Origin of the sequence: Exiguobacterium sp. s130 (assembly GCF_018619055.1) — a bacterium.
Lineage (GTDB): Bacteria > Bacillota > Bacilli > Exiguobacteriales > Exiguobacteriaceae > Exiguobacterium_A.
The window spans coordinates 290443-302442 of the sequence record NZ_JACSNI010000002.1; the positions used below are offsets into that span (position 1 = coordinate 290443).

11 protein-coding genes are annotated in these 12000 nt (G+C 47.2%); 2 read left to right on the forward strand and 9 right to left on the reverse strand.

The window, feature by feature from the left end:
• Positions 1-14: 14 nt before the first annotated feature.
• The gene (locus HZS85_RS05445) at positions 15-2030 is read right to left on the reverse strand and encodes a Na+/H+ antiporter (RefSeq protein ID WP_214854149.1); all 2016 of its coding nucleotides are present in this window, start codon (positions 2028-2030) and stop codon (positions 15-17) included.
• 56 nt (positions 2031-2086) lie between these two features.
• Positions 2087-2995 (reverse strand): helix-turn-helix transcriptional regulator, encoded by a 909-nt coding sequence (locus tag HZS85_RS05450; protein WP_214854152.1) that lies wholly within the window; start codon positions 2993-2995, stop codon positions 2087-2089.
• An 82-nt stretch (positions 2996-3077) separates the two neighbouring features.
• On the opposite strand from HZS85_RS05450, the gene HZS85_RS05455 reads away from it, so the two are divergent.
• Positions 3078-3602: a dihydrofolate reductase family protein gene (locus tag HZS85_RS05455; protein ID WP_214854154.1), complete on the forward strand. Its 525-nt coding sequence runs from the start codon at positions 3078-3080 to the stop codon at positions 3600-3602.
• 53 nt (positions 3603-3655) lie between these two features.
• On the opposite strand, the gene HZS85_RS05460 is transcribed toward HZS85_RS05455, so the two are convergent.
• From HZS85_RS05460 to HZS85_RS05475, 4 genes are all read right to left on the reverse strand, one after another.
• Positions 3656-4876 carry a cation:proton antiporter gene (locus tag HZS85_RS05460; RefSeq protein ID WP_214854156.1) on the reverse strand — a complete coding sequence of 407 codons (1221 nt, stop codon included), beginning with the start codon at positions 4874-4876 and terminating at the stop codon, positions 3656-3658.
• Between the two features lie 3 nt (positions 4877-4879).
• Positions 4880-5380, reverse strand: a complete 501-nt coding sequence (locus HZS85_RS05465) for a cation:proton antiporter regulatory subunit (protein ID WP_023468484.1) — start codon at positions 5378-5380, stop codon at positions 4880-4882.
• Between the two features lie 25 nt (positions 5381-5405).
• The gene (locus HZS85_RS05470; RefSeq protein ID WP_214854158.1) at positions 5406-5624 is read right to left on the reverse strand and encodes an AbrB/MazE/SpoVT family DNA-binding domain-containing protein; all 219 of its coding nucleotides are present in this window, start codon (positions 5622-5624) and stop codon (positions 5406-5408) included.
• Between the two features lie 271 nt (positions 5625-5895).
• Complete coding sequence (locus HZS85_RS05475) at positions 5896-6465, reverse strand: GNAT family N-acetyltransferase (protein ID WP_214854160.1); 570 nt, start codon at positions 6463-6465, stop codon at positions 5896-5898.
• 130 nt (positions 6466-6595) lie between these two features.
• Here HZS85_RS05475 and HZS85_RS05480 point away from each other — a divergent pair, with 130 nt between their 5' ends.
• Positions 6596-7807, forward strand: coding sequence for an MFS transporter (locus HZS85_RS05480; RefSeq protein WP_214854161.1), 1212 nt, complete (start codon positions 6596-6598; stop codon positions 7805-7807).
• Positions 7808-7823: 16 nt separating this feature from the next.
• On the opposite strand, the gene HZS85_RS05485 is transcribed toward HZS85_RS05480, so the two are convergent.
• From HZS85_RS05485 to HZS85_RS05495, 3 genes are all read right to left on the reverse strand, one after another.
• Positions 7824-8381, reverse strand: coding sequence for a ribonuclease FAU-1 family protein (locus HZS85_RS05485; protein ID WP_214854163.1), 558 nt, complete (start codon positions 8379-8381; stop codon positions 7824-7826).
• Positions 8382-8484: 103 nt separating this feature from the next.
• Complete coding sequence (bglA, locus tag HZS85_RS05490) at positions 8485-9942, reverse strand: 6-phospho-beta-glucosidase BglA (RefSeq protein WP_214854165.1); 1458 nt, start codon at positions 9940-9942, stop codon at positions 8485-8487.
• A gap of 24 nt (positions 9943-9966) precedes the next feature.
• Positions 9967-11859: a beta-glucoside-specific PTS transporter subunit IIABC gene (locus HZS85_RS05495; protein ID WP_214854167.1), complete on the reverse strand. Its 1893-nt coding sequence runs from the start codon at positions 11857-11859 to the stop codon at positions 9967-9969.
• Positions 11860-12000 lie beyond the last annotated feature (141 nt).

A 12000-nucleotide genomic window follows, 5' to 3' on the forward strand; every position in this document is an offset into this window, starting at 1 on the left:
TCTTTTGATAAATATTATTCAACGTATTCGTAGAGAACGACACTCTCGATGTAGTGAATGAAGCGGCGTAACTCCTTCTCCTCTTCCTTCGAGAGATCGCCTTCTTTTGACATATTGGCGATTTCAAGACGCTGAACTTCGATTGCTTTTAAGCAAAGTTCTTCTTTTTGTTGATCGACGTCCTTGCCACCGATTGGTGACGACCAGCGCGTATGTTTGAAGCGGAGTCGCTTATAGAACTCAAGCACACTTTGAACGACGTCTGGCGGATAAGACGTGCGGCAATTCTCGAGACGTTCAATGACTGTGCCCATCACCTTTTCATATAGTTCATGCTCGACTTGCGTCATTTGAATCAATGCGTCAGATGACATATTCGATCGTTTCCGTTTCCACCACAATTTACGAATCGGTTGGACGATCTGGAAGCGCGAATCTTTGCCGATCGCCTTACGACGGTTTTCGATTGAGCGGAAGACATCCTTCTTCAATAAATCCGGTACCTTATGTTCAGCAACGAAGCGTTTCGATTCTTCCTTCTCCCACTGAACCGCTTCAAGACGTAGGGCTTTTAATTGATCATTGAACTGGTTTAGTTCTTCCTGACTCTTCTCCTGCGCTCGCAATAACCGAAGCATGACATGATATTCATTAAGGAGATCAAACGCAACGACTGCATTGTCTTCGTCCGTCACTTGTTTGATTTCTGAGATTGCCCGGCGAATCATCCGTTGTTTTTGAGCGTTCAAGTCGAGTGCGATTGGTGTTGACGCTTCGCCCCGGTTCAAGACCGGTAAAAGAATCGTCGCGAGAACGAGCGTATAGATGATGACACCCGCTGCAAGGAAGATGATCAACGAGCGTTCCGGGAAGGCTTCACCGGACTCCGTCAGGAATGGTAATGATAACACCCCGACCATCGTGATCGTTCCGCGAACTCCGACTAGTGTCGTAATCAAATCTTGCTTGAATGATGGTCGACGGTGTTCCCGGTCCTCTTTTTTGAAGAACCGATGATCGAACCAATTGAAGAACATCGTCCAGACGAGACGGATCGCAAGAATGAATGAACCGATTTCGATGACATATAACATGAGACGCCAGTTGTTGATCGCGTCATCCGCAAAAATCTCGCGTGTCGCTTCTGGCAATGTCAAACCGAGCAATAAGAAAATGATCCCGTTTAGCGTATACGCAATCATCGTCCAGATGTTATCCGTCAACGTCTGCTCTTGCGCAAAGAACGTTTCTGTTCGTTCTTTGATCAAGGCGTGCAAGATACCACCTGTGACGACGGCGATGACGCCTGACGCATGAAACCCTTCTTCAGCGATGAAGAAAATGATGAACGGCGTCAAGATTTGCAACAAGGCATAAAAAACGACGTCTTCAATACCGGCGCGACGCAAGCGAACCTTGAGAAAGTTCATCGTGAGCGAAATCAACAATCCGATCAAGGCTCCAACGAAGAACATGTAAAAGAACTCTGTTGTCGCACTCTGAATCGAGAAGTAACCCGTGACAACAGCGGCAACCGCGTAACTGAATGCAACTAATCCCGATGCATCATTAATCAGCGATTCTCCGCGAACGAGTGTCAAGATTTGTTCTGGAATCTGGACACGTTTTGCAATTCCGTTGACGGCAATTGGATCCGTTGGCGATAAGATTGCGGCTAAGGCAAACGCAGCAGCGACTGGAATGACCGGAATCAACCAGTTGATAAAGTATCCTCCGACGATCGTCGTCAATAAGACGAGGATGATTGCATTACCGAAGATCGCTGTGCGCATCCGCCATAAATCTTCACGCGGAAAATGAGAACTATCGTTGTAAAGTAATGGCGCAATGAATAATAAGAGGAACCACTCGGATTCGACCTCAATCGTCAAGCCGCTCATTAAGAGTGCAGCGACGGTTCCGGCAATGATTTGAATCAAAGCCGTTGGGATGAAACGGATGTAATGCCCGATGACTTGCGTCAGTAAGATGAGCGCAAGCATCAATAAAATTAGTGATAGTGTTTCCATGGAAGACCCCTTCCTCTATTGTTTCTTTCTAGCTATATCGTAACATAGTTTTTTAATCAATTCTGTCCGAACGGCTTATTGGACTGTTGCACAGCGATCATTTTTTCTGCTTGACGAATCAATTGTTCGCGGAGATCCTGCGGTTCTATGACTCGAACTTCCGGACCGATCCGCATCAATTGTCGTCCTAAAAAAGTGAGCTCGCGAATCGGAATTTGCCATGTTCGGTCACGACGAGGAGGTAAAATGCCTTCAAGCATTCGTTCACCTAAAGAAGTTAATTCTAGTTTCACCGTCGTCATCGGTACATGTGTCATATTCTTTTCTAAATCAGAAAAGGTCAAATCAGTTGCTGGCAACTCATGAAGCGATACACCTAGAACTCGGTCGACACGGAACTGCCGAAATCCACGGTCAGTCTGTCCATAAAAATACCAACGATTGTGTTCGAACGATAAGCCGATCGGATCCACTACGATCGACTTTTTACCTTTTGTCGTCTCATAGAGAATATTCCCCATACGTCCGCTCTCTAAAAGGTCGAGTAACGCAGGATTTTGCGGTGACGGTGGTGTATCGACCGCTTGAAAGCGAAAGCGGTCTTTCCATTTTACAATCTGTTGCTCCGTCATCTTCGGTAACTCGTTCGCATAGCGTTCAGCGACTTCCTGGCGGATCGTCCCGAACGGAAAATCTGGAATCTGACCGACCCATTCGAGTAGTATGAACAAGACAATCGTCTCTTCATTTGTCAAAACGAGTGGCGGCATGTTCCGGTGCGGCAGCATCCGGTAGCCCCCGGCTACACCCGGTTCACTGTAAATCGGATAACCATTTGCTTCAAGTACCGTCATGTCTCGTTGAATCGTCCGGATCGATACCTTACATTCTTCCGCCAGCATACGTGCAGAAAAGTGTTCCCCCCGGTTTAATAAACGGACCAAACGCCATTGTCTCGTATTCATACAGTTCCTCCTCAAATGACGACATCTTTTGTCGTCATTATACGCTAAGATGAAGTCAGATAAATCTAAAGGAGGAATTTTAATGTCTCACTCTACGACCGTACTGTATATCGCTTGTAGTCTTGATGGAAAAATTGCCAGACACGATGGTTCACTCGACTGGTTATTTGCTGTTGCTGGAGACGGTGATAATGGTTACCAAGCTTTTTATGAACAGATTGGTGCCGTCATCATGGGTCGAAAAACGTATGAGGAAGTCCTTCAACTCAGCGAGACGTATCTATACGCGGATATTCCAAGTTATATTTACAGCCGGACGCAACGAACGTCAGAGACGGTCACCTATACGGATGAACCGCTCGATCAATTACTTGAGCGGATCACACCGACAATTGATGGCAAGGTCTGGCTTGTTGGTGGTGGCGAATTGATTCAAGAAGCGCTACGGTTACAGTGCGTCAGTTCAATCGAACTCGCGATTGCCCCTGTCATTCTCGGAACGGGTATCCCGTTATTCCCAGAAGGAACCGTTGAAACGAAACTTCACTTGAAGGGCAGTCGTCAATCGGGACAATTCCTGATGGCGACATATGATGTCTTGACTTAAACAAAACAACAGCCAGTTCGAGAAATCCGAACTGGCTGTTCGTTTACATCGTATTACGCATTTTTCTTTGTCTTTTTCTCTTTTGGTTCCGTCCATTTGAAGATTTTATTCATGACGTTGTAAATGCGTTTCGATTCCTTCGTCATCAGTGGTCCGAGAATCGCGAGAATCAAGACATACAGAGCCGAGAATGGGGACAAGATGTCCATCAATCCACCAGCGATTCCGAGATTCGCGACGATGATCGAGAATTCTCCCCGCGAGACGATCGTTAAGCCGATGTTCGATGAAGCTTTATGCGAAAGTCCTGCTTTGCGTCCTGCAATCATTCCCGCGACATAGTTTCCGACAATCGTGATGACGACAGCACCAAGTGCGAGCCAGACAGCATCTAAGAGCATCGTCGGATCGATACTCAATCCGAAACTAAAGAAGAAGATGGCGCCGAAGAAGTCACGGAACGGTACGACAAGATGTTCAATCCGCTCTCCTTGATCGGTTTCCGAGAAAACGAGACCGAGCAACAAGGCACCAATTGCTTCTGCGACATGAATCGTTTCCGAGAATCCGGCGATGAAGAACAAGGCAGCAAAGACAACGATGATGAAGACTTCATCCGAAGCGATCTTCAGCATCTTATTCAAAAGCGGTGTTGCCTTCCGAGCGACGATGAAGAACAGCAACATATAGCCGAGGGCGATCAAAATCGAGGTAAGGGACGCGAGTAACGTCGTCCCACCACCGAGAAGCAGTCCCGATAAGACAGACAAGTAGACGGCGAGGAAGATGTCCTCGAACATAATGATTCCAAGAATCAATTCCGTCTCCGTGTTACCGGTCCGGCGGAGATCAACGAGGACTTTCGCTACAATCGCACTCGAGGAGATCGTGATGATCCCGGCGATGACGAGCACTTCATAGAGTGGGAATCCGGCGATGAATCCGTATAAGAGACCACCGGAAAAGTTAATCGATAAATAGATCGTTCCGCTCGTGACGATCGATTTTCCAGACCGGATCAACTTACCGATCGAAAATTCGAGTCCGAGATAGAACAAGAGGAACAGGACGCCAATTCGCCCGAGGAAACTGATGAACTCAGCACTTTCAATGAACTTGAAGTCTAGTATCCCGATTGTCGGAGCGTGCGGTCCAACAATCATCCCGAGAATGATCAGAAATGGGATAATCGAGAAATTGAGTCTGTTCGCGAGTACTGCCGCGATCGCCACTAAGATAAGCGCGGTACCGACTTCAAATATGAGATGATCCATATATTATCCGCCTCCTTCGATTGAGAATAATGCTTTCGTGATGTGACGGACGTTTTGACGTTCTCCTGACAGGACAATCGTATCTCCCGCTTCAAGGCGCGTTTCTGGTCCAGGATTTAACGATTTCGAACGGTCATGTTTAAGCACTGCAATGATCGAGATGTCATATTGGTTACGGACATCGAGTTCCCCAATCGTTCGATTGTTGACCTTTGAATCCTGACCGACTTTAAACCACTCGATGACGAGATCATCAAACGCCAGTTCAATTTTTTCAAGATCCTTCGGCTTATAGGATAATCCTCCGAGAATTCCTGCCATCTGACGAGCTTCTGCATCATTGAACGTCACGCTCGAGATGCTCTCATCAAAATCATCGTCATCATAATGATGCATTTCGCGTCGTCCGTCGTCATGGACGATGACGACCACCTTATCTCCTCGTGTCGTGATGCCTTCGAACTTCCGTCCGATTCCTGGTAAATCTACTTCGCGCATATCCATCTGTTATTTCCTCCTTATTTGTTTTTTACAAATGATGATTCGCTTTGTGGATGAGCGTCTTGAACGTCTCATCGCTCAATATATCTTGAAGGTCATGCAGCTGTTTCAAATCCGCTTTCGCCATGATGACAAACCCGTCCTCCTCAATGAATGCCACGCGATCTCCTACCTCCACTTGCAAGGCTTGCCGAATTTTTTTAGGGATGGTGATTTGTCCTTTTGACGTTAACTTTGATAGCTCCATCACAAACTTCCTTCTTTCTGTGTTTTTCTTGTATTCCTTACTTCCTTACTTTTCTTATTTCCAATATATCATACATTTAAACTTATTCCGAGTATTTTGCTTTGAATTAAAAATTTTAAAAAATGAATAAAGAAAAAACGCATCTTATGCTGAGTGGATGCGTTCGTTCTTCATATCGTTCTATTAGAAGGAATCGAGCAGGCTCAATTTACGGTAGTAACATAATCAATCATTGTCCGATATAGGCATGCATTAGCCGTGAACCCATCTCTTACCTTCCCTCATAATCACTACGTGTGATCGCATAAATCTTTAAATCCCAGAAACGCTCTTTAACGTACAAAGCACTCCGAGAGACGCCTTCAAATGTCATGCCAATCTTTTCCATGACACGAGCTGATCCGTCATTCGCAACAAAACAGCGTGCTTGAATACGTTCAAGACCGAGCGTCTCGAAACCGTACTGCACAAGACGCGCTGCTGCTTCAGGTATCAAACCCTTTCCCCAGAAGTCGCGCGACAGCGCATAACCGAGTTCTGCTTGGTGTTGCTCAAACGAGACTTTGATGAAATCAATCGTTCCGATGACCCGTCCGCTCGTTTTGTCTTCGATTGCCCATGGTGCCGGATTCCCTAGTTCGTATTGGCGAAGGATGTGTTCGACGAATTGTTCAGAATCCGTGAGGCTTTTATGCGCATGCCAGCTGACATATCTTGCTGTCTCTTCATCTTTCGTATAGGCATAGATATCTGCTGCATCTTCCGTGCGAACTGGTCGCAAACGGAGCCGTTCCGTTTCAAGTACAGGCAAAGCTTGATATAAATCGATGGTCGTTAACATGATCGAACCCTTCTTCCTTTGATTTTTTCCAAGTATACCCACTCTTTCTTAAAAAGTATAGAGATATATGAAAACGTTATCTGAATTTTCTGGTATACTATTGGAAAATGATGTAAGAAAGGATGCTGTCATGTCTTCTCGTGAACGGACGCTTCTAAGTGCTCTCGGTATCTCGCAGTTTGGCGACTTCATATACCTTGTTGCGATCAACGTTCATATTTATCGCTTAACCGGCTCCGCATCCGCTGTTGCTGCGCTGTGGATCATCAGTCCGGTCGTCTCTCTCGTCATCAAGTCGTTCGCAGGAAGTTGGGTCGACCGATCCGACTTACGTCGACTATTGATTCAGACTGATTTGTTGCGTGTTTTCTTAATTGGTATCATGCCATTTCTACCATTATCGTTGCTTTACATCGATTTGATTGCCTTAGCTATCATCAAAGCAGTCGTTGAACCGGCATCGTTGACCTACATCACGACGCTTGTTCCGCAAAACGATCGGACGTCGTTTAATGCCTATCGTAGTCTGATCACGTCTGGTGCTTTTTTAATTAATCCGGCTCTCGCTGGTGGACTCTTATATGTCGCTTCTGCTGACGTTGCGATTTGGCTCAATGCCGTCTCATTCCTCGGATCAGCGGTTCTGTTGATACGGTTGCCGCGTTTTTCCGCTTTGGTCAATCGAGGGATGCAACTACAAGACATCCTGTCCGATTGGCAGCTTGTCTATCAGTTCAGCAAAAGCGCACGCTACGTGACGGGATTATATATCCTCGCGATGCTAATGATGATTGCGACGCTTGCACTCGATACACAAGAAGTCATCTTTTTACAGCGAAGCATCGGCTTATCGGAAACCGACTACGGCTTACTCATGAGCCTGACGGGGATTGGTTCTGTTGCCGGTAGCTGGATCGTTGCTCGTTTCGCTAAAACCCTTTCCGTTCGGACGATGCTGACGATTGGCTATACGTTTGTCGCTATCAGTTATATGCTGTACGCAAGTGCAAATTCGTTTTCAATCGTCTGTACTGGTTTCTTGTTGCTCGGAGGTTTCCACGCATTTGCAGGAACCGGTTTTCTGACGTTCCAACAGATGAATATTCCGCTTCATTTGATGGGACGCTTTACGAGTCTTTACGGTGTCGGCGTCAGTCTGCTACAGATTCTAGCGATCGTCAGCATTGGTCTACTCGGCGATATTTGGTCGATTCGCTTCAGTACGATTCTATTTGCCTGCCTCCTCGTGATCGTGACAATCTGTTTTCTCGGATTGGTTCTCCTCCCGCACAAGCAACAGTATTTTACAACGGACGAAGTGAAAGAAGAACAACATGCCTAAAAAGCAGGGAATCCCGTCAGCGCGGGGTTCCCTGCTTGAGTTGCTGCTCTAACTGCCTTTTCATCACTTCTGCATGCGCGACTAGCGGAAAAGACCCGTCTTGTAGTTGGTTCTGGATTTGCTTTGCTTCTGCCCAAGCGAGCGCATAGTCTGATTGTGAGACCGTCCCTTGCTCCCGTGCTACTTCCAGTTCGTCCGCATCGACTAACAAGACTTCTCCCGATGGCAAAACAATCAGATCAAGAAATAGATCGTCCCAGTAGACACGTCCGTTTTCCATTCCAGTACGAAGGCAGATATCAATATAGGTTTGCACCAACTGACCTGAAGCATCAAACATCGAGGTCACGGCATAATGTGCATCACTTGGAAACTGTTGTATCCAAACGTAACCAGCGTCAGCGATTTGAATCGTTTCGTCGCCATACTTGACGTCTAATGGTGAAGCGACTTCAATAAGTTGAAGAAGCGTCACTTGCCCTTGAAACACTTCATTCTCGACCTGCTCTTGAACATAGTGTCGCTGTTTGATACGATCCCAGTCACACCGATCAGCATATCGTTTTTTGATCATCTATTTATCCTCCGTTTTTCTTTAGTGTGGCATACCTCGTCTCTTTTTCATTCCAATCCTTAAAAAAAAGAGGCAACGGATTTTTCCGTTACCCCTTGCTTCATCATTTTGCTGTCTCTGAACTGTGTAACGCAGCACCATTCGTCTCGATGACGTGACGGTACCAATTGAACGAGTCTTTTTTCATCCGTTCCATTGATCCGTTGCCTTCGTTATCTCGGTCGACGTAAATCATACCGTAGCGTTTTTTCATCTCACCTGTCGTAAAGGAGACGATGTCGATGACGCCCCACGGCGTATACCCAATCAACTCAACACCATCTTCGAGGACGGCTGCTTTGAACGCTTCGATATGCGCACGCAAGTAATCGATTCGCGCCGTGTCATGGATCTGACCATCTTCGATCGTATCAATCGCACCAAAGCCGTTCTCGACGATGAACAACGGAATCTGGTAGCGGTCATAGAGACGATTCATCGCGTAACGAAGACCAACCGGATCAATCGCCCAGCCCCAGTCACTCGACTGGATGTACGGATTCTCAACACCTTGTGCGAGACCACCGTTAACGATGTTACCTGTATTATTGACGACGGCATCATGTTTGACGGTTGTCGACATGTAGTAACTGAATCCGAGATAGTCGACCGTTCCGTTACGAAGAATCTCCGCATCACCGTCTAAGATTGGAATGTCATATCCTTCTCGTTTGAACTCATTCAATGCGTAAGACGGATAATAACCACGGACTTGAACATCCGGGAAGAAGTAACGCTGACGCATCGATGTCTCAGCAAGCAGAATATCTTCCGGGTGCGATGAGTACGGATAGATCGGTACATGGGAAACCATCGCTCCGATCTCGAAGTCCGGGTTGATCGCTTTCCCTTTCGCGACAGCTAGTGCACTCGCGAGTAACTCATGGTGTCCCGTTTGATACATGACTTCCATCGCGTTCTCATTCGGGTCGAGGAGGACACCTGAATTCGTCCAGAGGAACAGTGGATTGCTGACGTCCATCTTGTTGTTAATTTCATTGAACGTCATCCAGTACTTGACCTTGTCTTTGTAACGCATGAAACAGACTTCCGCGAATTTTTCGAAGAACAGCGCTACTTTCCGGTTGCGGAATCCACCGTATTCACGTGCGAGGTGGAGCGGCATCTCAAAGTGCGACAGCGTGATGATCGGTTCGATGCCGTATTTCAGTAATTCGTCGAAAACGTCATCATAAAACTTCAGTCCTTCTTCGTTCGGTTCTGCCTCGTCTCCGTTCGGGAAAATCCGACTCCACCCGATTGACGTCCGGAGACATTTCAGTCCCATCTCAGCGAACAGGGCGATGTCCTCTTTATAACGGTGATAAAAATCAATCGCCTCGTGATTCGGATAGAATTCATTCTCCTCTACCTGATCCGTGATGCGCCGTGCTACACCGTGTGCTCCTGCCGTCAATATATCAACGACGCTCGGTCCTTTTCCGCCAGCATTCCAGCCGCCTTCGAATTGATGCGCTGCTAACGCACCACCCCATAGGAAATCATTTGGTAATGTCTTCATCTTCATGTCCTCCTTCTATTTCTCTTACTTGATGATCGTCAAGATCTGTGTGTTTGCCGTCGTGACCGTCTCGTCCGTCGGTAGGATTTGTGCATAACTCTGCGTGTTCGTAATGATGATTGGCGTGATCGTCTCGAGTCCATTCGCTTCAATCGCTGTCGCATCAAACGTTACGAGGAGCTCGCCTGTCGTCACGGATTCGCCTTCTTTGACGTGAAGCGTAAACGGTTTACCGTCGAGCGTCACGGTCTCAAGACCGATATGGATCAAGACTTCGACACCACTCGTCGAGCGTAATCCGATCGCGTGACCTGATGGGGCGACCATGACGACAGTACCGTCAAACGGAGCCGTGACCCGGTTGTTCGTCGGACGAATCGCTACCCCTTGTCCCATCGCACCGGAAGCAAATACAGGATCCGGTACATCCAATAAGGCAACAATCGTTCCTTCAAGTGGTGCGCGAAGCGTCTCTTCATTTGTCAGAGTTGCGCTGACTTCTTGTTTTGCAACTGGTGTCGCTGTACTTGCAGGTGCTACGACCGGAGCAGCCTGCTCCCCGAAGCCGAACACTTGAATCAAGACGATCGGTAGAATCAAGGCAATTACCGTTCCGATCAATAAGCCGATGATCGACGATGGATAGTCGGAGTCGATGCCGTTGACGAGCGTCAATGGTCCCGGTAATCCGGCGTAGGCAAAGTAATATGGTTTAAAGAAACTAGCCGTGACAGCGCCGATTGCTCCGGAGATACAGCCATAGATGAACGGTTTCTTAAAGCGGAGCGTCACCCCATAGATAGCCGGTTCCGTGATACCGAAGATACCTGTCAGTCCGGCCGAGACTCCGACTTTTTTCGTTTCTTTGTTGCGTGCTTTCAAGATGACTCCGATGACGGCACCGATTTGTGCGATGACGGCAATCGTTTGGTAGGCCTGGAACGAGTCGCGACCATATTGTTCGAAGTTCGCGAGCACCATCGGCGTGACACCCCAGTGGACACCGAAGATGACGATGACTTGCCAGAAGCCACCGATGATGAGACCAGCAACCGCAGGAGTATTCTCTGCTAAGTAGTTATACCCGTTTGCGATCCCCTCTGCACCCAGTGTCGTGATCGGTCCGATCAAGAGAATCGTAAGCGGCACCATCAACACCATGCTGAAGAATGGGACGAACAACGGACGGACGACTTCATGGATCGTCTTGTTCAGGAATCGCTCGACATAAGACAGAATCCAGACGAGGAACAATGGCGGTAAGACCGATGACGTATACGTTGTCCCGGATAAAGCGATTCCTAAAAACGTGATGGATTCACCAGCCGTGATGCGTGCTGCGATATCTGCCCATGTTGGACTGACCAGTGCCGCACTACAGGCGACCGCAATGAAGGCATTGACCTTAAAATGATTTGCTGCCGTGATGGCAATGAAAATCGGCAAGAACGTAAACGGTGCCCATGAGATGAAGCTGAAGACTTCATAAGTACCTGTCTTCGCGAATGCTGGAAAAGCGAGCGTCGTCAAAATCAGAGTTCCCTGCAGAATCCCCGCTGCAGCTAAGATGTAGACGAACGGTGCAAAGACCGCTGACATCGTCGCTATAATTCGGTTAAGGACCGTCCCTTTCGGTGCCTCTTCCGTGTCCGGTTGCTCTAGATCGACGAGTTTCACAAATTCTTGATGGACTTCTCCAACGTGTTGACCAATGACGATTTGAAATTGCCCGCCAGACTCAACGACCGTAATGACGCCAGGTAATGCACTGACCGTTTCTTTGGCTACTGGATCTGAACGTTTTAAGACAAGACGAAGTCGTGTAGCGCATCGAACAGCACTGATGATATTCTCTTCTCCTCCAACCGCTTCTAAAATCGCGTGCGCCAATTGTTGATAATCGCGAACCTTGCCCATATGGTGTACCTCCCCTGAATATGACGCGTTGAATACCCTTTCATTTTAATTGTACATGCACAATTAATCAATACATAAATAATTAAATTTACCATGTTATTAATCAAGAAATGGCTTATGCTATACTGAAGAAAGAAAAAA

Coding starts and splice junctions, on each gene's coding strand:
- HZS85_RS05445 (WP_214854149.1), bottom strand. CDS start 2,030: ATGGAAACACTATCACTAATTTTATTGATGCTTGCGCTCATCTTACTG.
- HZS85_RS05450 (WP_214854152.1), bottom strand. CDS start 2,995: ATGAATACGAGACAATGGCGTTTGGTCCGTTTATTAAACCGGGGGGAA.
- HZS85_RS05455 (WP_214854154.1), top strand. CDS start 3,078: ATGTCTCACTCTACGACCGTACTGTATATCGCTTGTAGTCTTGATGGA.
- HZS85_RS05460 (WP_214854156.1), bottom strand. CDS start 4,876: ATGGATCATCTCATATTTGAAGTCGGTACCGCGCTTATCTTAGTGGCG.
- HZS85_RS05465 (WP_023468484.1), bottom strand. CDS start 5,380: ATGGATATGCGCGAAGTAGATTTACCAGGAATCGGACGGAAGTTCGAA.
- HZS85_RS05470 (WP_214854158.1), bottom strand. CDS start 5,624: ATGGAGCTATCAAAGTTAACGTCAAAAGGACAAATCACCATCCCTAAA.
- HZS85_RS05475 (WP_214854160.1), bottom strand. CDS start 6,465: ATGTTAACGACCATCGATTTATATCAAGCTTTGCCTGTACTTGAAACG.
- HZS85_RS05480 (WP_214854161.1), top strand. CDS start 6,596: ATGTCTTCTCGTGAACGGACGCTTCTAAGTGCTCTCGGTATCTCGCAG.
- HZS85_RS05485 (WP_214854163.1), bottom strand. CDS start 8,381: ATGATCAAAAAACGATATGCTGATCGGTGTGACTGGGATCGTATCAAA.
- bglA (WP_214854165.1), bottom strand. CDS start 9,942: ATGAAGACATTACCAAATGATTTCCTATGGGGTGGTGCGTTAGCAGCG.
- HZS85_RS05495 (WP_214854167.1), bottom strand. CDS start 11,859: ATGGGCAAGGTTCGCGATTATCAACAATTGGCGCACGCGATTTTAGAA.